At 67.6% G+C, this 19,986-nt stretch carries 15 protein-coding genes and 1 tRNA gene; 6 read left to right on the forward strand and 10 right to left on the reverse strand.

What is annotated here, in order from left to right; genetic code table 11:
• Nucleotides 1–21: 21 nt before the first annotated feature.
• On the reverse strand, nt 22–1,254 hold the full coding sequence (locus H7F49_RS04950) for a dihydroorotase (protein WP_185682462.1): 1,233 nt from the start codon (nt 1,252–1,254) through the stop codon (nt 22–24).
• Complete coding sequence (locus tag H7F49_RS04955) at nt 1,251–2,264, reverse strand: aspartate carbamoyltransferase catalytic subunit (RefSeq protein ID WP_185682463.1); 1,014 nt, start codon at nt 2,262–2,264, stop codon at nt 1,251–1,253. The genes H7F49_RS04950 and H7F49_RS04955 overlap by 4 nt, the downstream gene beginning before the upstream one ends.
• A gap of 155 nt (nt 2,265–2,419) precedes the next feature.
• On the opposite strand from H7F49_RS04955, the gene sppA reads away from it, so the two are divergent.
• Nucleotides 2,420–4,300: a signal peptide peptidase SppA gene (gene sppA, locus H7F49_RS04960; RefSeq protein ID WP_185682464.1), complete on the forward strand. Its 1,881-nt coding sequence runs from the start codon at nt 2,420–2,422 to the stop codon at nt 4,298–4,300.
• A 298-nt stretch (nt 4,301–4,598) separates the two neighbouring features.
• On the opposite strand, the gene H7F49_RS04965 is transcribed toward sppA, so the two are convergent.
• Complete coding sequence (locus tag H7F49_RS04965) at nt 4,599–4,775, reverse strand: hypothetical protein (RefSeq protein WP_185682465.1); 177 nt, start codon at nt 4,773–4,775, stop codon at nt 4,599–4,601.
• A gap of 143 nt (nt 4,776–4,918) precedes the next feature.
• Here H7F49_RS04965 and H7F49_RS04970 point away from each other — a divergent pair.
• The 4 genes from H7F49_RS04970 (at nt 4,919) to clpX (ending at nt 8,919) form a co-directional block, all read left to right on the forward strand.
• Nucleotides 4,919–5,003: transfer RNA gene (locus H7F49_RS04970), tRNA-Leu, on the forward strand.
• Between the two features lie 64 nt (nt 5,004–5,067).
• Nucleotides 5,068–6,636 (forward strand): trigger factor, encoded by a 1,569-nt coding sequence (tig, locus tag H7F49_RS04975; protein ID WP_185682466.1) that lies wholly within the window; start codon nt 5,068–5,070, stop codon nt 6,634–6,636.
• 182 nt (nt 6,637–6,818) lie between these two features.
• A complete protein-coding gene (clpP, locus tag H7F49_RS04980; protein ID WP_185682467.1) occupies nt 6,819–7,502 on the forward strand; it encodes an ATP-dependent Clp endopeptidase proteolytic subunit ClpP in 684 nt (227 codons plus the stop codon).
• Between the two features lie 160 nt (nt 7,503–7,662).
• Nucleotides 7,663–8,919: an ATP-dependent Clp protease ATP-binding subunit ClpX gene (gene clpX / locus H7F49_RS04985; RefSeq protein WP_185680247.1), complete on the forward strand. Its 1,257-nt coding sequence runs from the start codon at nt 7,663–7,665 to the stop codon at nt 8,917–8,919.
• 97 nt (nt 8,920–9,016) lie between these two features.
• Here clpX and H7F49_RS04990 read toward each other — a convergent pair whose 3' ends face one another.
• The 3 genes from H7F49_RS04990 to H7F49_RS05000 all read right to left on the reverse strand — a co-directional run bounded on the left by H7F49_RS04990 (nt 9,017) and on the right by H7F49_RS05000 (nt 11,576).
• Entirely contained in the window at nt 9,017–9,559 is a 543-nt protein-coding gene (locus tag H7F49_RS04990; RefSeq protein WP_185682468.1) for a fasciclin domain-containing protein, read from the reverse strand.
• 197 nt (nt 9,560–9,756) lie between these two features.
• A complete protein-coding gene (rarD, locus tag H7F49_RS04995) occupies nt 9,757–10,668 on the reverse strand; it encodes an EamA family transporter RarD (protein ID WP_185682469.1) in 912 nt (303 codons plus the stop codon).
• Nucleotides 10,669–10,727: 59 nt separating this feature from the next.
• Complete coding sequence (locus H7F49_RS05000; protein WP_328806530.1) at nt 10,728–11,576, reverse strand: cation diffusion facilitator family transporter; 849 nt, start codon at nt 11,574–11,576, stop codon at nt 10,728–10,730.
• A gap of 514 nt (nt 11,577–12,090) precedes the next feature.
• On the opposite strand from H7F49_RS05000, the gene H7F49_RS05005 reads away from it, so the two are divergent.
• Entirely contained in the window at nt 12,091–15,453 is a 3,363-nt protein-coding gene (locus tag H7F49_RS05005) for an outer membrane beta-barrel protein (protein WP_185682471.1), read from the forward strand.
• Nucleotides 15,454–15,806: 353 nt separating this feature from the next.
• Here the strand turns inward: H7F49_RS05005 and mtgA are convergent, their stop codons facing one another.
• The 4 genes from mtgA to H7F49_RS05025 form a co-directional block, all read right to left on the reverse strand.
• Nucleotides 15,807–16,523 (reverse strand): monofunctional biosynthetic peptidoglycan transglycosylase, encoded by a 717-nt coding sequence (mtgA, locus tag H7F49_RS05010; RefSeq protein WP_235981854.1) that lies wholly within the window; start codon nt 16,521–16,523, stop codon nt 15,807–15,809.
• 171 nt (nt 16,524–16,694) lie between these two features.
• Nucleotides 16,695–17,597, reverse strand: coding sequence for an RNA polymerase sigma factor RpoH (rpoH, locus tag H7F49_RS05015; protein WP_185682472.1), 903 nt, complete (start codon nt 17,595–17,597; stop codon nt 16,695–16,697).
• A gap of 92 nt (nt 17,598–17,689) precedes the next feature.
• Complete coding sequence (locus H7F49_RS05020) at nt 17,690–18,679, reverse strand: RluA family pseudouridine synthase (RefSeq protein WP_185682473.1); 990 nt, start codon at nt 18,677–18,679, stop codon at nt 17,690–17,692.
• A 55-nt stretch (nt 18,680–18,734) separates the two neighbouring features.
• The gene (locus H7F49_RS05025) at nt 18,735–19,964 is read right to left on the reverse strand and encodes an adenosylmethionine--8-amino-7-oxononanoate transaminase (RefSeq protein WP_185682474.1); all 1,230 of its coding nucleotides are present in this window, start codon (nt 19,962–19,964) and stop codon (nt 18,735–18,737) included.
• Nucleotides 19,965–19,986 lie beyond the last annotated feature (22 nt).

Below are 19,986 nucleotides of genomic sequence, written 5' to 3' on the forward strand. Positions count from 1 at the left end.
CGGTGCCCGTTCGGTCGGGCGTCACGCCACCTGGGCCGCGCCCTTGAACAGCGCGGTGACGCGGCCCTGGACCGGCTGGCGGTCGAACGGGGTGTTGCCCGCGCTGGCGGCCATCTTGTCCGAATCGACGATCCACGGCCGGTCCGGATCGATCACCGCCAGATCGGCGGCATGATCGATCGCCAGCACCCCGGCGGGCACATTCAGCAGGGTGGCGGGGGTGGCCGCCAGCAGGCGGAACGCGCGGGCCAGGTCGATCACCCCGTCGCGCACCAGCGATAGCGTCATCGGCAGCACGGTCTCGGCCCCGGCCATGCCGGGTTCGGCATCGGCGAAGGGCAGGCGCTTGTCCTCTGGCCCGCGCGGATCATGGCCCGAGGCGATCACGTCGATCGTACCGTCGGCGATCGCCGCGATCACCGCCTTGCGATCGGCTTCCGAGCGCAGCGGCGGAGACAGCCGCAGGAAGGTGCGGAAGCCCGCCAGCGCCGTGTCCGACAGCATGAAGTGCGCCGGCGTGACCCCGGCGGTGACCGCGACGCCGCGCCGCTTGGCCGCGCGCACCAGATCGAGCCCGGCCGCAGTGGTCACCTGCCGCAGGTGCAGGCGCGCGCCGGCCAGTTCGGCCAGGGCGATGTCGCGGGCGACGGCGAGCGCTTCGGCCTCGGCCGGAGCCGAGGGCAGGCCCAGCCTGGTGGCCATCTCCGAGGCGGTCGCGACCGCCTGGCCGGTGATCCCGCTGTCCTCGGCGTGGCTGACCACCACCAGATCGAGCATCGCGCAATAGCGCAGCAGCCGCAGCATGGTCCCCGAATCGGCGATCCACGCCCGTCCCGTGCTCACCGCCCGGGCCCCGGCATCGCGCATCAGGGCGATCTCGGCGATCTCGCTGCCGTCGAGCGCGCGGGTTGCGGCAGCGAGGGGGTGGACCCACAGCCCGGGCTTGCCGCTCTGGGCGGCGAAGCGGACCCGGGCCGGATGGTCGAGCGGTGGTCCCTGGTCGGGCATCAGCGCGGCGCGGGTGATCCCGCCGAAGTGGAAGGCCGGCTTGTCGACCGCGAAGACCCCGAGATCGACGATCCCCGGGGTCACGAGCTGGCCCCGGGCATCGAACACCCGGTCGTCCGGGGCGGGCACCACGTCGGGCCCGAGGGCGACGATCCGGTCGCCCTCGGTGCGCAGGGCCCCGGCAACAGGATCGCCCGAGGGCAGCACCAGCCGGGCGTTGATGATGGTCAGCGGCGCCGAAATCATGCCCAGCCCTCCACCCCGCGCGCGCGGCGGGTCAGCACGTCCAGGCAGGCCATGCGGATCGCCACGCCCATTTCCACCTGCGTGGTGATCAGCGACACAGCCGGATGATCGGCCACGTTGCTGTCGATCTCGATCCCGCGGTTCATCGGGCCGGGATGCATGACCAGCGCCCCCGGCGCGGCCCGGGCCAGCCGGTCGAGCGTCAGGCCATAGAGATGGCGGTACTCGCGCGGGGAGGGGACGAACTGGCCCTGCATCCGTTCCAGTTGGAGCCGCAGCATCATCACCACGTCGGCCCCGGCCAGCGCCGCGTCGAAATCGTGGAAGGGGGTGACCTTGAGCTGCTCGATCTCGGCCGGCATCAGCGCCGGAGGGGCGCAGACGCGCACCTCGGCACCCAGCGTGGTCAGGGCGTGGATGTTCGACCGCGCGACCCGGCTGTGCAGGATATCGCCGCAGATCACCACCTTGAGCCCGGCGAAGGGCTCGCCCGTCTCGCCCCGGGCGCGCAGCGCGCTGCGGATCGTCAGGGCATCGAGCAGGCCCTGGGTGGGATGTTCGTGCTGGCCGTCGCCGGCATTGAGCACCGGGCAGTCCACCTTGTCGGCGATCAGCCGCACCGCGCCCGAACTGGCATGACGGATGACGATGGCATCGGCGCGCATGGCGTTGAGCGTCAGCGCGGTGTCGATCAGCGTCTCGCCCTTCTTCACGCTGGAGGTGGCGGCATGCATGTTGACGACGTCGGCCCCCAGGCGCTTGCCCGCGATCTCGAAGCTCAGCAGGGTCCGCGTGGAATTCTCGAAGAAGGCGTTGATGATCGTCAGCCCGGCCAGGACTTCGGCCCGCTTGTGCGGCTGGCGGTTGAGCGCCACCCACGGTTCGGCCTCGTCCAGCAGGTAGAGCAGCTCATGCGGGGCCAGGCCAGCCAGCCCCAGCAGGTCGCGATGCGGGAAAGCGGCTCCGCCCGCAGGGTAGCGGCCGGTGTTCGGGAGAGATGGCGCTGTCATTGAAGACAGCGCACTAGCCGCGCCATGCCGTGGCAACAAGCCACCCGCGCAACTGTCCACTTTCTTATTTCCCGCGCCCGCCTATCTTGGAGGCTCAACCGGGAGGATCCGGGCCCCGGGCCCGCGCTCCTCCGCTGCGGGACGGACAAGAACCGATGATTTTCGCGCGCAAGGTCTGGAAGCTGCTGGTCGCGATCAAGGACGGGCTGGTCCTGCTGCTGATGCTCCTGTTCTTCGGGGCGCTCTATGCCGGGCTGTCGAGCCGGCCCAGTCCCGCCCAGGTGCGCGAGGGGGCCCTGCTGCTGCGGCTGAAGGGCGCCGTGGTGGAAGAGCCCGAGCAGGTCGATCCGCTCAGCGCGCTGGCCAGCCGCTCGATGCCGGTCACCCAGTACCGCGCCCGCGATCTGGTCCGCGCGATCCGGGCCGCGGCGAGTGATGCCCGGATCAAGGGCGTGGCGATTGACTTGACCGGGTTTCGCGGCGGCGGCTTCGTCCATCTCAGCGAGATCGGCGAGGCGCTCGACCAGGTCCGCGCGGCGAAGAAGCCGGTGCTGGTCTATGGCACGGTCTACGACGATGACAGCGTGCTGCTGGCCGCGCATGCCAGCGAGGTCTGGATCCATCCGCTGGGCAGCGCCTTCGTTCAGGGCCCGGGTGGGCAGACCCCCTATCTCAAGGGGCTGATCGATCGCTTCAAGGTCAACGTCCACGTCTATCGCGTGGGCACCTACAAGGACTATGTCGAGCCGTTCGAGCGGACCGAGATGTCGGGCCCGGCGCGCGAGGCGCGGGGTGCCGTGCTCCAGGCGATCTATGGGCAATGGCAGGACAATGTCCGCAAGGCCCGGCCGGCGGCCAAGCTTGAGCTCGCCTCGGCGCAGTTGGCCCAGACGATCAAGGCGGCCGGCGGCGATAGCGCCAGGGCGGCGACCGCGTCCGGCCTGGTCGACAGGATCGGCGACCGTGCCGCCTTCGGCGACCGGGTCGCGGCGCTGGTCGGCAAGGACGATTCCGACAAGACCCCCGGCGCCTTCGCCCACACCTCGCTGCGCACCTGGATCGCCGCCAATCCGGCCCCGAGCGGGGGCAAGCGGATCGGGGTGGTGACCGTCGCCGGCGAGATCGTCGACGGCGATGCCGGGCCCGGGACGGCAGGGGGTGATCGCATCGCCGAGCTGCTCGAATCCAGCCAGGCCGCCGATCTTGCCGGGCTGGTGATCCGGGTCGATTCGCCGGGCGGATCGGTCATGGCGTCCGAACGGATCCGCGGCGCGATCGAGCGGATCAAGGCCAAGGGCGTGCCGGTGGCCGTATCGATGGCCAATCTGGCGGCCAGCGGCGGGTACTGGGTGTCGACGCCGGGCACCCGGATCTTCGCCGAACCCGGCACGATCACCGGATCGATCGGCATCTTCGCCGTGATCCCCTCGTTCGAACGGACCCTGGCCGATTACGGGGTCAAGTCCGACGGGGTCCGCACCACGCCGCTGTCCGGTCAGCCCGACGTGTTCGGGGGCTTCACCCCCGAGGTGGAGGCCGTGCTGCAGGCCAATATCGAGGGCGGCTACCAGCGCTTCCTGGGCCTGGTGGCGAAATCGCGCGGCAAGACCCCGCAGCAGATCGATGCCGTGGCGCAGGGCCGCATCTGGGACGGCGGGACCGCGCGCCAGATCGGCCTGGTCGATCAATTCGGCTCGCTCGATGACGCGCTGAACTGGGTGGCGGGCCAGGCCAAGCTCGGCCAGGGCGCGTGGAGCCCGCTGTACCTGGGGCAGAGCGACAACCGCTATGCCTCGCTGCTGCAGAAGCTGTTCGGCCGCGACGACGAGAGCGAGGCGCCGGAGGGCGATGCCTTCGCCCAGTTGGCGGCGCGCCAGCAGGACAGGCTCCTCGGCACGCTGGCCAGCGCGGAACGGGTGGTCGGCGGGCAGGGGGCCCAGGCCTATTGCCTCGGCTGCCCGCCGTCCGCGGCGGCCGGACGCATTGCGGCCCAGCCCGGGCCGCTGACCCGCTGGCTGGCGGGGTTGCTGCGGTAGGAACGGGCGGACGGGCCGGGCCGAGTGGTGCGGGGGCGGCTAGCGCCTGAAGTCGGACATCCAGATTCTCTCCACGCAGAGCAAACGCCCACCCCTTGATCGTCGCCCCGGCCTTGAGCCGGGGCAGGGCTTGGTTCGCAACGGCCGGGTAAGAAGAGCCCTGTCCCGGGTCAAGCCCGGGACGACGATGATCTTTTTCGGGTTAGCACCGGGTTGGCCGGCCCCGTCCCCGTGCGCCCCATGGCAGCTCTCCACCCAGTTCGGTCGTTCCAAGCACCACCGAACCCTGTCCGCTCGGCTAGAGCTCCGGCCATTCCGGGAGAGCGCGGTCGGGAACGTCGTCGTCCGGGGCAATCTCCGGGAACCCGTCAGGGTTCGCAGGGGGCGGTTCGGGAGCGATCACCGGGATCAGTTCATCCGGCAGGGTCGGGTCGATCGGGGTGGTCGGGTCGCTGGGGGCGGGCTGGGTGGCCATTGGTCAGTCTCCTGCTGGGTCGCCCTCCCAGCGTCCGAAACCGCCCCCGGTTCCGCCCGTTCGGGCCATGTGCCGCCAACGCTTGCCCTTTTCGCGCCAGCCCGCTACGGGCCTGCCCTTCGGATTTCGGGCTTCGTCGGCTCGCGGGCGTGGCGGAACTGGTAGACGCGCTGGATTTAGGTTCCAGTATCGCAAGATGTGGGGGTTCGAGTCCCTTCGCCCGCACCAGTTCAGCCACCGGTAGAGCGAGACGGCGGAGCGCATCGGCGTTTTTGAGAAGGCACTTATTGTCATGCAGATTGTCGAGACCACCAACGAGGGTTTGAAGCGCGCCTACACGATCACCATCCCCGCCGCGGCGATCGCCGAGCGGGTCGAGGGCGAGATCACCAAGATCGCCCCGCAGGTGCGCATGCCGGGCTTCCGCCCGGGCAAGGTGCCCGCCAACCTCGTGCGCAAGATGCATGGTCCGGCGATTCACCAGGAAGCGCTGAACACCACCATCCGTGAGGCGATGGACAAGCTGGTGGCCGACAAGCAACTGCGCCCGGCGGTCCAGCCTGCGGTGAGCCTGGGCGAAGGCTATGCCGAGGGCCAGGACGCCGAGCTGACCGTCAGCCTGGAAGTGCTCCCCACCATCGCCGCGCCGTCGCTGGACGGGCTGAAGCTGGAAAAGCTGGTCGTGCCGGTCTCGGACGAGGCGGTTACCGAGGCGGTCGAGCGGATCGCGTCGGGCGCCAAGAGCTTCGTTGACGCGAAGAAGGGCAAGAAGGCCGAGAACGGCGACCAGCTGGTGATCGACTTCGTCGGCAAGCTGGGCGACGAGGCCTTCGAGGGCGGTTCGGCCGAGGACACCGCGATCGAACTGGGCGCGGGCCGGTTCATCCCGGGCTTCGAGGAGCAACTGGTCGGCGCCAAGGCCGGCGAGGAGCGCCAGATCAAGGTGACCTTCCCCGCGGACTACCCCGCCGCTCACCTGGCCGGCCAGGAAGCGACCTTCGACATCACCGTCAAGGCCGTGAAGATCGCGGGCGAGACCAAGATCGACGATGACTTCGCCAAGAACCTGGGCCTCGAGAGCCTGGAGCAATTGCAGGGCCTGCTGCGCGGCCAGTTGGAGCAGGAAACTGCCGGGCTGACCCGCACCCAGATGAAGCGCCAGTTGCTCGACATCCTGGCCGCCGGCCACGATTTCGAAGTGCCGCCGAGCATGGTCGAGGCCGAATTCGACCAGATCTGGCAGCAGTTGACCCAGGAAGCCGCCGGCGAGGAAGACCCTGCCGCCGCCCTGGCCGAGATCGAGGCCGAAAAGGACGATTACCGCAAGATCGCCGAGCGCCGCGTGCGGCTGGGCCTGCTCCTGTCGGAGATCGGCCAGGCCAACGGGGTCGAGGTGACCGCGCAGGAAATGTCGATGCTGCTCAACCAGGCGGCCCAGCAGTACCGCCCCGAGGACCGCCAGCGGTTTGTCGAGTACATCCGTTCGGAACCGCTCGCCGCGGCCCAGCTCCGCGCGCCGCTCTATGAGGACAAGGTGGTCGACTTCCTGTTCGACAAGGCCGAAGTGACCGAGCGGAGCGTGACCCGCGAGGAGCTGCAGGCCGCGATCGAGGCCGAGGAAGGCCACGTCCATGGTCCGGACTGCGGCCATGACCACGGTGACAAGCCCGCCGCCAAGAAGAAGGCTCCGGCCAAGAAGAAGGCTGCCGAGGACGCCGCTCCCGCCGCCGAAGAGGTGAAGCCGGCCAAGAAGGCGCCCGCCAAGAAGAAGGCCGCCGAGGCCGAGGCTCCGGCTGCCGAGGCCGAGGCCGCTCCGGCGCCGAAGAAGAAGGCTCCGGCCAAGAAGAAGGCCGAAGCCTGATCAGCGGGCCAGTCGGCTGACATTCGGGAGGGGCGCGCCGCAAGGTGCGCCCCTTTTTGCTGGATCGGCGAACCGGGTCGGGTGTTCCATCTTCACCTCATCACCAGCATTTCACGGTAAACGCCCTTGAACATCGCGACGGGGCACGCGACATAGGCCGTCGCAATCAACGAGGGACCTTCATGCTCGATCTGTTCGGCGCCGCCGGCGCGCAGGGTAAGTTCACTGTCGATCCGGTTACCGGCGCGCTCGTGCCTGTCGTGGTCGAGCAGACCAGCCGTGGCGAGCGCAGCTTCGACATCTATTCGCGCCTGTTGCGCGAACGCATCATCTTCATCACCGGCGAGATCGAGGACCACATGGCCTCGGTGATCGTTGCCCAGCTCCTGTTCCTGGAATCGGAGAACCCTTCCAAGGACATCTCGATGTACATCAACTCGCCGGGCGGCGTGGTGACGGCGGGCATGGCGATCCACGACACCATGCAGTACATCCGGCCGCGCGTGTCGACCGTGTGCATCGGCCAGGCCGCCTCGATGGGCAGCTTCCTGCTCGCGGCCGGTGAACCGGGCATGCGGATCGCCCTGCCGAATGCGCGGATCATGGTCCACCAGCCCTCGGGCGGGGCGCGCGGCATGGCCTCCGACATCGAGATCCAGGCGCGCGAGATCCTGCGGATGCGCAAGCGCCTGAATGACATGTACGTGAAGTACACGGGCAAGTCGCTCGACGAGATCGAGAAGGCGATGGACCGCGACACCTTCCTCGAGGCGGAAGAGGCCCTGGCCTTCGGACTGGTCGACAAGGTGTTCGACAGCCGCCCGGCGACGGACACCGTCGGCGGCGAACCGGACCCGATGGCCTGATGCTCACCGCGTGCGAACGGTTTCCGGGTTCGCACGTAGTTGCGACGAGGGGACCTTCAGGCCCCTGCAAGGATAGCGCGTTTACAGCGCGAAGTTGATAAAACCCCGCGTCGGGCTACACTCGGCGAGTCGTCCCGCGCGGGGGCGAACAGGACAAGAGATGACCAAACTGAGCGGATCGGACGCCAAGAGCACCCTCTACTGCAGCTTCTGCGGGAAGTCGCAGCACGAGGTGCGCAAGCTCATTGCGGGCCCCACGGTGTTCATCTGCGATGAATGCGTCGAGCTCTGCAACGACATCATCCGTGAGGAAACCAAGGCCGGCATCGCGGGCAAGAAGGATGGCGGCGTCCCCACGCCGAAGGACATCTTCGAGACCCTCAACGATTACGTGATCGGCCAGGACCGCGCCAAGCGCGTGCTCTCGGTGGCAGTGCACAACCACTACAAGCGGCTGAAGCACAGCGGCAAGGGCGGCGACGTCGAGCTGTCGAAGAGCAACATCCTGCTGGTCGGGCCGACCGGTTCGGGCAAGACGCTGCTGGCCCAGACCCTGGCCAAGACCTTCGACGTGCCTTTCACGATGGCCGATGCCACCACGCTGACCGAGGCCGGCTATGTGGGCGAGGACGTCGAGAACATCATCCTCAAGCTGCTTCAGGCGAGCGACTACAACGTCGAGAAGGCCCAGCACGGCATCGTCTACATCGACGAGATCGACAAGATCAGCCGCAAGGCCGAAAACCCCTCGATCACCCGCGACGTCTCGGGTGAGGGCGTGCAGCAGGCGCTGCTCAAGCTGATGGAGGGCACCACCGCCTCGGTGCCGCCGCAGGGCGGGCGCAAGCATCCGCAGCAGGAATTCCTGCAGGTGGACACGACCAACATCCTGTTCATCTGCGGCGGCGCCTTCGCGGGCCTGGAAAAGATCATCGCCGATCGCCTGCAGAAGCGCTCGATCGGGTTTGGTGCGCACGTGGCCGATCCGGACAAGCGCAAGGTGGGCGAGCTGCTGCAGAAGGCCGAGCCGGAAGACCTGCTCAAGTTCGGCCTGATTCCCGAGTTCGTCGGCCGCCTGCCGGTGATCGCGACCCTGAACGATCTCGACATCGAGGCGCTGGTCAAGATCCTGCGCGAACCCAAGAACGCGCTGGTCAAGCAGTACGCCAAGCTGTTCGAGCTGGAGGACGTGACCCTTACCTTCACCGACGACGCGCTCGAGGCGATCGCCAAGAAGGCGATCGAACGCAAGACCGGCGCGCGTGGGCTGCGCTCGATCGTCGAAGGCCTGCTGCTCGACACCATGTTCGACATCCCGACCGAAGAAGGCATTGCCGAGGTCGTGGTCGACAAGGACGTGGTCGAGGGCCGCAAGGAGCCGGTCCGCGTCCACAAGGGCAAGGAACAGGCGGCCTGAGCCTTCCGCGGCCCTGATGTTTCGACACCGCTGAAACACAACCGCCCCGGAACCGAAGTTCCGGGGCGGCTTTTGTGCGGCGTCAGCGCCGGCGGGATCAGCCCGGCAGCGAGACCGCGTCGGTGACGTGGATCACGCCGTTGCTGCCGCCCACATCGGCGGCGATCACGGTGGCCTTGCCGCCCTTCGCGTCGGTCAGGACAACCTTGCCGCCCTCGATCGTCGCGGTCAGCGTGGTCCCGGCCAGGGTGGTCAGTGCCGCCTTGCCGCCACCGGCATTGATCGCGGCGATGGCATCGGCCGCGGTGATCTTGCCCGCCACCACGTGATAGGTCAGGATCTTGGTCAGCAGGGCCTTGTTCTCGGGCTTGAGCAGCGTCTCCACCGTCCCGGCCGGAAGCTTGCCGAAGGCGGCGTTGGTGGGGGCGAAGACGGTGAACGGGCCGGTGCCGCTCAGCGCGTCGACCAGCCCGGCAGCCTTCACCGCGGCGACCAGCGTGGTGTGATCGGCCGAACCGGCGGCCGCCTGGACGATCGTCTGGCTGTGGCCCTGATGGTGTTCGGCCAGGGCGGGCGTGGCGGCGAGCGGCACGGCAGCGGCCAGCAGCAGGGCCGCGGTGCGGGGGAAACGGATGGTCATGGGCTTGGTCTCTCCATTGGCTGAGGGAGAAGGGTCGGTGCGGCGGGGCTGCCGTGGGGGAGTGATGCGGCAAGCCGGGTGGCACGAAACCGCGCACCGGCCCTTCCGTTATCCCAGATGGGAAGCCTTGGCGGGCTTGTGACCTGTCCCGCCGGACACTGTCCCAAAGGACGGTCCCCGGCGAATTCGTGAAAGGATCAGGCGGGGGCTTGTCGCCGGCGCAGCAGCAGGTCCCAGCAATAGATCGCGCAGGCTGTCCAGATCAGCGCGAAGCAGACCAATTGCCGCTGGTTGATCGGCTCATGAAACAGCCAGATGCCCTGGATGAACACCAGCGTCGGCGACATGAACTGGATGAAGCCGATGGTGGCGTAAGGCAGGCGGCGCGCCGCGGCGGCGAACAGCAGCAGCGGGACGGCGGTGATCGGGCCCGCGGCGACGATCAGGGCCGCCGTGCCCGGACCGTGGGTCAGGCTGGTTCCGGCGGGCTGCACCGCATACCACCCGACCACCGCCAGCCCCACCGGCAGCAGCACCAGGGTTTCGACCGTCAGCCCCGTCACCGCGCTGACCGGCACCAGCTTGCGCACCAGGCCATAGAACCCGAAGGTCGCGGCGAGGCTGAGGCTCAGCCAGACTGCGGTCTGCGCGCCACTGGCCAGCACCATCACCCCGGCGGCGGCCACGGCCACGGCCAGCCATTGCCGTGGCGCAAGCCGTTCCCCCAGGAACAGGGTGCCCAGCAGGATGTTGAGCAGCGGATTGATGTAGTAGCCCATCGACGTCGCCAGGACATGGCCCGCCTGGATCGCAGCGATGTAGATCAGCCAGTTGGCCCCGATCAGCGCCGCGCTGAGGCCCAGCGCGGCCAGCCGGCGCGGATCGCGCAGCACGCCCAGCAGTTCACCGGCCTGTCCGGTCGCCAGGATCAGGCCCAGGCAGACCGGAACAGTCAGCACCACCCGCCAGCCGACAAATTCCGCCGCCGGCACGCCCCTGGTGGCATGCAGGTAGATCGGCAGCAGCCCCCAGATCGCATAGGCGGCGAAGGCCTGGGGCAGGCCACTGCCCCGCGGCGCGGCTGGGTCGGAGGAAGACGATGAAGCCATGGCGCCGAGCCCTAGAGGGGGGACGGCGGGGCGGCAAGCGGCGCGGCCGGTCCTGCCCTTCAGACCACGTGATCGGCGGCCAGCGCGCAACTGGCGTCGGCCTGTCGCTCGATCTGGACGGTGGCGTGGCCGATGCCGAAATCGTGTTCCAGGCGGTGGGCCAGATCGTGGAGGAAGGTGTCACCGGGGCAGCCCTCGGGCATGACGAGGTGGGCGGTCAGCGCGGTTTCGGTGGTGCTCATCGGCCAGATGTGGAGATCATGGACGGCGGACACCCCGGGCAGGGCCGTCAGCACCTCACGCACCCTGGCTTGATCGATCCCCGGCGGCACGCCCAGCAGGCCAAGCCGCAGCGAATCCTTAAGGAGGCCCCAGGTGCCCCACGCGATCACTGCGACGATGGCCAGGCTGGTGGCCGGATCGATCCACCACAGACCGGTATCGCGGATCAGCAGCCCGGCCAGCACCACCCCGGCCGACACCGCGGCATCGGCGGCCATGTGCAGGAAGGCGCCGCGCACGTTCAGATCATGGTCCCGCCCGCGCAGGAAAAGAAGGGCCGTGGCGGTGTTGATCACGATCCCGACCAGCGCGACGATGATCATCGTATCGGCCGCGACAGGCGCCGGCGCGATCAGCCGGTGCAGGGTTTCGATGGTGATGGCCCCCAGCGCGATCAGCAGCAGGGCGGCATTGGCCAGCGCGGCCAGGATCGACGAGCTCTTGAACCCGTAAGTGAACCGGGCGGAAGGCGGGCGGGCGGCGAGGGTGCTGGCCCCCCAGGCGATCAGCAGCGCGAGCACGTCCGACAGGTTGTGGCCCGCATCCGCGACCAGCGCCATCGATCCCGAGGCAATGCCGAATCCGGCCTCGACCGCGACGAAGACCGAGTTGAGCAGGACCCCGATGGCGAAAGCCCGTCCGAAGCTGGCGGGGAGATGGTGGTGTCCGTGCCCATGTCCGTGGCCGTGCCCATGCCCGTGCTCGTGACCATACCCATGTCCATGCCCATGTCCATGTCGCTGGCACGGGTCCGGCCCGGCTGATCCGCCTTGTTCAACGCCACGGTAAGATTCATTACTGGCCAAGCGGCGGCTCCTTTACACGTTCTGTTGCACAGGTGCCGCAGTGCAGCAAGAATCGTCAGTGCGCCAATCGCATCCTCGCAGCAATGGGCCTGTGGTGGAGCCCTTTGGCGAACCATTGCTATAAGCATGATCGAGCCAACGCAGGATTATTTCAATTGCAACCGACTGCCCCGTCGGACGGCGGAAAACTGTCAAGAAAGCGTCATCAAGGACCTGTCTAGAGCCCCTGTTGGCCCGTAAAAGGCCCGCGTTCGGGATTCGTGCTGCGCTGCAGCGTCCCGGTAGAGGGTTGGGTTCAGACGTTTCCTTTTCTGGTTAACGACGGGGTATCGCAATGCATCTCAGGACTTTCTTGGCGGCCAGTGTGGCCGGTGTCTCGCTCGCGTGCGCGCTTGCCACGCCGGCCTTCGCGCAGGAAACCACTTCGACCATCCACGGTTCGGTGACCTCCGAATCGGGTCCGGTTGCCGGTGCGACCGTCGAAATCCTCAACACCTCGACGGGCGGACGTTCCACCACCACGACCACGGCCTCGGGCGACTTTGACGCGTCGGGCCTGCGTGCGGGCGACTCCTACACCGTTACCGTGACCGCGCCGGGCTACCCGTCGTCGCAGGTCACTGACATCGTGACGCTGGCCGCCCAGGTGTTCGAGCTGCCGATCGTGCTCACCAAGGACGAGAGCAACGTCAACGCCCCGATCGTGGTCACCGCGAACCGGCTGACCGGCGCCCGCAACGTCAGCCAGGGTCCGGCCACCGTGCTGAGCGCGGCCGACATCGCGGCCGTGGCCTCGGTCAACCGCGACGTCCGCGACCTTGCCCGTCGCGACCCCTTCGCGCGCCTCGACTTCTCGCCGACCACCCGTGCGATCTCGTTCGCCGGCCAGAACCCCCGCTACAACCGCTTCACCGTGGACGGCGTGGCGATCACCGACAGCTTCGGCCTGAACTCGGACGGCCTGCCGAGCCGCCGTTCGCCGATCCCGTTCGACGCGATCGGCCAGTTCCAGGCCAAGGTCGCGCCGTACGACGTGCGTGAAGGCAACTTCCAGGGCGGCGCGATCAACGTCGTGCTGCGTTCGGGCAAGAACGAGTTCCAGGGCACCGGGTTCTTCGCCTATTCGGCCGACGAGCTGAACGGCAAGAACACCAAGGCCGGCCCCGGCGTGCCGACCGGCCGCGTCACCCTGCCCAACTACAACTACAAGAACTATGGCCTCGAGCTGTCGGGTCCGATCATCAAGGACAAGCTGTTCTTCATGATCGCTGGCGAGCGCCTGCGCGCCAACGAGCCGATTGCCGAGGGTCCGACCGACAACAATGCCGGCATCGCGATCCCCAACCTGACCCAGGCCCAGATCGACCAGATCAGCCAGATCGCCAAGAGCAAGTACGGCCATGAGACCGGCGGCGTGCTCAACACCAACGGCGACCAGGACGATCGCCTGGTTGCGCGCATCGACGCCAACCTGTCGGACACGCAGCGCGCCTCGGTGACCTACATGTACGCCAAGGACGCGATCAACCTTGGCCAGAACGCCAACGCCACCAACCTGCCCTCGGGCCTGGGCCTGGCGTCGAACGCCTATGTCCAGACCAACCGCCTGCACACCGGCGTGTTCCAGTTGAACTCGGAGTGGAGCGATGAGCTCTCGACCGAGTTCCGCGCGTTCTACAAGGACTACGTGCGCGGCCAGGATCCGTACCTGGGTCGCGGCTTCGCCCAGTTCCAGGTCTGCACCGCGCCGACCTCGGACCGTCCGGCTACCGCCGTTTCCGGCAACACCCTGTCGATCAACTGCCCGACGGCCAACTCGATCGTCAGCTTCGGCCCGGACATCTCGCGCCAGACCAACGCGCTCAAGGTCAAGTCGTGGGGTGGCCTGTTCCAGCTTCGCTACAAGCACGAAAACCATGACCTGAAGATCTTCGCCGAATATGCGAACACGAACACGTTCAACGCGTTCCTGCAGCGCTCGGCGGGTGACTACTACTTCGACTCGATCGCCGACTTCCAGGCCGGCAACGCCCAGCGCTTCCGTTATGGCAACGCGATCCCGTCGCTCGTGCCCGAGAACGCTGCGGCGGCCTTCCGCTACATGTCGTTCACCTTCGGCATCCAGGACACCTGGCGCGTCAGCGAGAAGCTGACCATCAACTACGGCGGTCGTTACGACCTCTACGGTGGTGACAGCCGGGCCGCGCTGAATTCGATCTTCGTGTCGCGTTATGGCTTTGCCAACAACAAGTTCCTCGATGGCCTGGGCATCTTCCAGCCGCGCATCGGCTTCAACTACAAGCCGGTGAACTCGATCTCGATCCGCGGTGGCGTCGGTCTGTTCTCGGGCGGTACGCCGGACGTCTATGTGTCGAACAGCTTCTCGAACACGGGTGTGCTGACCAACACGATCGATATCCAGCAGACCAGCAACGCCAGCTACAACAACGCCGCCGGCGCCTCGATCCTGACCAATGTCAGCGGCACCACTATCCCGGGTGCGGCCAACACCGTCTTGAACAGCGCCTCGCTCAGCGCCAATGCGCCGACCAACGCCCTGTCGCGGGACTTCCGTCTGCCCTCGCAGTGGCGCGGGACGCTGTCGATCGACTGGACGCCCGAGGAACTCGGCTTCCTGGGTCGCGGCTGGAACTTCGGTGCGGACGTGTTCTATTCGGGCGTCCGCGATCAGGTCTACTTCACCGATGCGCGCGTCGTGGCGAACGGCCTGTTCACCCCGGATGGCCGCCCGCGTTACACGCCGGTCACGCCGTTCACTGACACCAACTCCGACATCATCCTGACCAATTCCAAGCTCGGCCGCAGCCGGGTGGGCGTGATCCGGGCGCGCAAGGATTGGGACTTCGGCCTGAACGCCGGCGTCAGCTACACCTATCAGGACATCAAGGACAACAACCCGGCGACCTCGTCGACCGCCGCGTCGAACTACGCCGCGGGCGTCTCGCTCGATCCCAACGGCCCGGCCTACGGCATCGGCAACGAGCAGGTGCGTGACGCCATCAAGTTCGACCTGACCTTCAAGAAGGCGTTCTTCGGCGATTACAAGACCACGTTCTCGCTGTTCGGCGAAAGCCGCACCGGCCACGTGTACAGCTACACCATGCGTGATCCGGCCGCCCGTTCGATCGTGTTCGGCACGATCGGCGCCCAGTCGCGCTACCTGATGTACGTGCCGACCGGGATCAACGATACGAAGGTGTCCTATGCCAGCGCCACCATGGCGCAGCAGATCGACGACTTCATCAACGCTTCGGGCCTGGGCAAGTACCGCGGCACCATCGCGCCGCGCAACGCGTTCAACTCGAAGTGGGTGACGCGCATCGACCTGCACCTCGAGCAGGAACTGCCCACCGGGTTCGGCAAGAGCCGCTTCACCGTCTTCGCCGACGTGGAGAACTTCACCAACCTGCTGAACAAGAACTGGGGCCAGATCCGCGAGTATCCGTTCGCCTATACGGTTGCTCCGGTCACCGTGACCTGCCTGACCACGCCGGTTGCCACCGGCACCGCGGCCACCGGTGCAGCCATCACGGCTAACGCCGGCCAGGCCTGCGCCCAGTATCGCTACGACGCGAACCAGAAGGACGCGAACGGCAACTTCGTGGCGCCGACCGACCAGATCTATCCGCGTCAGTCGCTCTACACGATCCGTATCGGCGCCCGGATCAGCTTCTGATCCTGGCTCCCGCGATCATCGCACACGGAAAGGGGCGCTTCGGCGCCCCTTTCTTTTGGTTGTGAGGTCGATTGCAAGCGCAAGCCTGGAACCCGTCCCGCTATCTCCCTCCTCCGCTCAGCCTGAGCTTGTCGAAGGCCATGCGCCGCCATCTGCCCCACAAGCCTGCTACCCTGCCTCGCGGTGGAACCGCCGCGAACACCCAGCCCAACCGCCGCGCGTGGGCTTCGACAGGCTCAGCCTGAGCGGGGTTTGGTGCGGAAAAAGAGCGGGATTTCACGTCCGCAACCAGGCGCAACCCGCCGCTCGAATCGCTTGACGTCGCTCGAGTCCGTGCCCCCGAAGCCTCGCCCTCACTCGTAGACGCACTCGTCATAGTCGGACCGGCGCACCACGGTGGTCCGCCGGGCGATGACGTTGCCGTGGCGGCGGGTGAAGCCGGTCGCCCCGGTGACCGCGCGCTTCTTGGGGCTGGGCAGGGCGGCGGCGATGCGCGCCGCCTCGACCGCGCTGAGCTTGGCGGCGGAATGCTGGTAGTAGCGCTGGGCGCCCGCCTCGACGCCATAGGTGCCGATCCCGGTCTCGGCGACGTTGAGGTAAACCTCCATGATCCGCCGCTTGCCCCAGATCTGCTCGATCAGCACGGTGAACCAGGCCTCCAGCGCCTTGCGGAAATAGCCGCCGCCCTGCCACAGGAACACGTTCTTGGCGGTCTGCTGGCTGATCGTGGAGCCGCCCCGGATTCGCCCGCCGCGCTGGTTGCGCTCCCAGGCCTTCTCGATCGCCTCGGTGTCGAAGCCGGAATGGCTGCAGAACTTGCCGTCCTCGCCCGCGATCACGGCGGCGACCATGTCGGGATCGATCCGGCTGAGCGGGGTCCAGTCCTTGGTGAAGCCGTTGGGGTCCATGATCATGGTGGGTGTCACGGGCACGGGGATCCACTTGTAGACCACCACGAAAAACAGGCTCAGCCCGACGAAGGCGAGGATCGCGCGCGCGATCCACGAGGCGAGGCGGACGCCGAAGCCGGCATTCGGGCCCGGTCGGCCCCAGCGCATGATCGATCCCATGCCGCGGTGTTAGCGCGGCCAGGCGGGTCAGGGGAAGGGGGGATGGTGCGGCGAGCCGGCCTTGCCGGCAAGCCTGCGTATCGCTCCCCTGAAGGGGAGAGGGCAGTTGAAAACGGGTTGGGCCCTCTCCCCTTTCAGGGGAGAGGGTTGGGAGAGGGGCCGGGCGCTGGCTTAGGCCGCCGGCAGCAGGTGCCGTTCGGTGGCGATGCGGGTGATCGCCTTCTGCAGCTTTTCGAAGGCGCGGACCTCGATCTGGCGCACGCGCTCGCGGCTGACATTGTAGACCTGGCTCAGCTCTTCGAGCGTCTTGGGCTCGTCGATCAGGCGGCGGTCGGTCAGGATGTGCCGTTCGCGCTCGTTCAGGCTGGACAGCGCCTCGCTCAGCAGCTCGCGGCGATAGGCCGCCTCTTCCGCCTCGGCGACGGTCTCGTCCTGCAGCGGACGATCGTCGGCCAGCATGTCCTGCCACTGGCCTTCGCCGTCCTCGCGCATGGTGACGTTCAGCGAGGCATCGCCGCCCATCATCATGCGCCGGTTCATGTTGATCACCTCCTGCTCGGACACGCCGAGATCGGTGGCGATCTTCTTCAGATCCTCGGGCTTGAGATCGGCGTCCTCGTACGCGTCGAGGTTCTTCTTCATCCGGCGCAGGTTGAAGAACAGCTTCTTCTGCGCGGCGGTGGTGCCGATCTTGACCAGGCTCCACGAGCGCAGGATGAACTCCTGGATCGAGGCCTTGATCCACCACATGGCATAGGTCGCCAGGCGGAAGCCGCGATCAGGCTCGAACTTCTTGACGCCCTGCATCAGGCCGATGTTGCCCTCGCTGATCAGCTCGGACACCGGCAGGCCATAGCCGCGGTAGCCCATGGCGATCTTCGCCACGAGCCGCAGGTGGCTGGTGACCAACTGGGCGGCCGCGTCGGTATCGCCATGCTCGGAGAAGCGCTTGGCGAGCATGTATTCCTGTTCCGCGGTCAGAACCGGGAACTTGCGGATCTCGGCCAGATAGCGGTTGAGGCTGGCCTCACCGCCCAGGGCCGGCACCACCGGAAGATTGCGTTGCTTGCTCACGTTACCAAACCGTCCTTTCGCGTCGGCGAAGGGTGTTGACCCTAGCAGGCATCAACGATTTTCGCCACATCGGGGGTTGATTGAAAATCTGGTCAGCCTGATCGCATTTCCTGCCCGACATGATCGATGCTGACCTTACTGCCCAATTCCTGAAGCAGTTCCTGCATGTCCCGCGGGACAGGGCTGGCAAAGCGCAGGGCCGTGCCCGAGACGGGATGGTTGAAGCCCAGCACGGCGGCATGCAGCGCCTGCCGGGCAAAGCCGAGCTGCTGGAGAAGCGGGCGAAGGCGCGGGGGTGTGCGTCCATAGACCGGATCGCCCACTAAGGGATGACCGATTGACGCAAGGTGAACGCGCACCTGGTGAGTCCGCCCGGTCTCGAGCCGGCATTCGACCAGCGCCGCACCGTCGAGCGGCTCCAGCGTGCGGTAATGGGTGACCGCGTGCTTGCCCCGACCGTCTGCGACGAGCGCCATCTTCTTGCGGTTGGCGGCAGATCGCGCGATCGCGCCGCGCACCGTCCCGGCGGCCGGGACCGGATGGCCCGACGTGACCGCGAAGTAGGCCCGTTCGATCGAATGGTCGGCGAACTGGCGGGCCAGACCTTCATGCGCGGCATCGTTCTTGGCGACGACCAGCAGGCCGGACGTGTCCTTGTCGATCCGGTGGACGATCCCGGGCCGGGCGACCCCGCCGATCCCCGACAGTTGCCCGTGGCAATGGTGCAGCAGGGCGTTGACCAGCGTCCCGTCCAGATTGCCGGCGGCGGGATGGACCACCAGCCCGGCAGGCTTGTCGACCACGATCAGGTCCTTGTCCTCATGGACGATCGTCAGCGGGATGTCCTGCGCGGCGGCCTCGGCCGGGATGGCGGCGGGCACGGCAATGCGGAAGGCGGTTCCGGCAGCGGGCTTGAGCGAGGCCTGGGTGGCGGTTTTTCCGTCCAGCGCGATTCGCCCATCGCCCAGCAGCGCCTTGATCCGTTCGCGGGAAAGACCGGTGACGTCGGCCAGCGCGCGGTCGAGCCTCTGCCCGTCCGCGGCGATCACACCGTCCAGGATATCGTCGGTCGTTCCCCCCATGGAGTTGGATATGGGATCGCTTTGGCGGCCCGCAAGGGTGCGGGCCTGGGCGGGATCAGACGAAATCCGCGATCACCGCATAGACCTGGTCGAGTTCGTCCGGCGTGATGCAGTAGGGCGGCATGACATAGACCGTGTTGCCCAGGGCGCGCAGCAGCACTCCGGCCTCGCGCGCGGCGGCGTTGAACCGCGGGGCCATGCCGGCGAGGTAGCCGGACTGGTCGCTCGGGAACTCCGCTGCGGCCACCGTGCCGCAGACACGCGGGTTCACCACGTTGAGCAGGCGGGCGATCCGCTCGGCCTGCCGCGCGGCGAGGGTGGCGATCCGGTCCAGCACGGGTTCCTCGCGCCAGATCGCCAGATTGGCGCAGGCCGCGGCGCAGGCGATCGGGTTGGCGGTGTAGCTGGACGAATGGAAGAACATCCGGCCCCGGTCGGTCGACAGGTGCGCGGCATAGATCGCCTCGCTGGCCATGGTCACGGCCAGTGGCACCGCGCCGCCGGTCAGACCCTTGGACAGGCACAGCAGATCGGGCACCACTCCGGCCTGTTCACAGGCCAGCAGCGTGCCGGTGCGGCCCCAGGCGGTCATCACCTCGTCGGCGATGAACAGCACGCCGTGCCGGGCGCAGATCGCGGCCAGTTCGGCCAGGACCGCCGGCGGGTAGATCAGCATCCCGCCCGCACCCAGCAGCAGCGGCTCGACGATGAAGGCCGCCGCCCCGGACCGGCAGGCAGCCTCGAGCGCGTCATAAGTGGCCTGCTCGGCCCCCGCTGCCGGGAAGGGCACGGTGGTCACGTCGAACAGCAGCGGTTCGTACGCGCGGTTGTAGACCCCGCGTTCGCCCACCGACATCGTGCCGATGGTGTCGCCGTGATAGGAATGCTCCATCACCACGATCCGCTGGCGCGGCTCGCCGCGGTGCAGCCAGTATCCCAGCGCCATCTTCAGCGCGACTTCGACGCTGGTCGATCCGGAATCGGAAAAGAACACCCGGGTCAGGTCGGCCGGCATGATCGCGGTCAGCCCGGCGGCCAGGGTTTCGGCCGGCTCGTGCGTCCAGCCGGCAAAGATCAACTGGTCCATCCGCCCGGCCTGCTCGGCGATCGCCGCCATGATCCGGGGGTGGCTGTGGCCATGGGTGGTCACCCACCAGGACGAGATCGCATCGATCCACTTGCGCCCGTCCGCGCCGTGCAGCCAGACCCCCTCGCTGCGGGCGATCAGCGGGATCGGCTCGTTCAGGCCATGCTGGGTGAAGGGGTGCCAGATCGGTGAGGTCATGGTGGGGACCAACTCGGTTGAA

Origin of the sequence: Novosphingobium aerophilum, assembly GCF_014230305.1 — a bacterium.
Lineage (GTDB): Bacteria > Pseudomonadota > Alphaproteobacteria > Sphingomonadales > Sphingomonadaceae > Novosphingobium > Novosphingobium aerophilum.

Coding starts and splice junctions, on each gene's coding strand:
- clpP (WP_185682467.1), top strand. CDS start 6,819: ATGCTCGATCTGTTCGGCGCCGCCGGCGCGCAGGGTAAGTTCACTGTC.
- H7F49_RS04990 (WP_185682468.1), bottom strand. CDS start 9,559: ATGACCATCCGTTTCCCCCGCACCGCGGCCCTGCTGCTGGCCGCTGCC.
- mtgA (WP_235981854.1), bottom strand. CDS start 16,523: ATGGGATCGATCATGCGCTGGGGCCGACCGGGCCCGAATGCCGGCTTC.
- tig (WP_185682466.1), top strand. CDS start 5,068: ATGCAGATTGTCGAGACCACCAACGAGGGTTTGAAGCGCGCCTACACG.
- H7F49_RS05005 (WP_185682471.1), top strand. CDS start 12,091: ATGCATCTCAGGACTTTCTTGGCGGCCAGTGTGGCCGGTGTCTCGCTC.
- H7F49_RS05020 (WP_185682473.1), bottom strand. CDS start 18,679: ATGGGGGGAACGACCGACGATATCCTGGACGGTGTGATCGCCGCGGAC.
- rarD (WP_185682469.1), bottom strand. CDS start 10,668: ATGGCTTCATCGTCTTCCTCCGACCCAGCCGCGCCGCGGGGCAGTGGC.
- H7F49_RS04950 (WP_185682462.1), bottom strand. CDS start 1,254: ATGATTTCGGCGCCGCTGACCATCATCAACGCCCGGCTGGTGCTGCCC.
- clpX (WP_185680247.1), top strand. CDS start 7,663: ATGACCAAACTGAGCGGATCGGACGCCAAGAGCACCCTCTACTGCAGC.
- sppA (WP_185682464.1), top strand. CDS start 2,420: ATGATTTTCGCGCGCAAGGTCTGGAAGCTGCTGGTCGCGATCAAGGAC.
- H7F49_RS04965 (WP_185682465.1), bottom strand. CDS start 4,775: ATGGCCACCCAGCCCGCCCCCAGCGACCCGACCACCCCGATCGACCCG.
- H7F49_RS04955 (WP_185682463.1), bottom strand. CDS start 2,264: ATGACAGCGCCATCTCTCCCGAACACCGGCCGCTACCCTGCGGGCGGA.
- H7F49_RS05025 (WP_185682474.1), bottom strand. CDS start 19,964: ATGACCTCACCGATCTGGCACCCCTTCACCCAGCATGGCCTGAACGAG.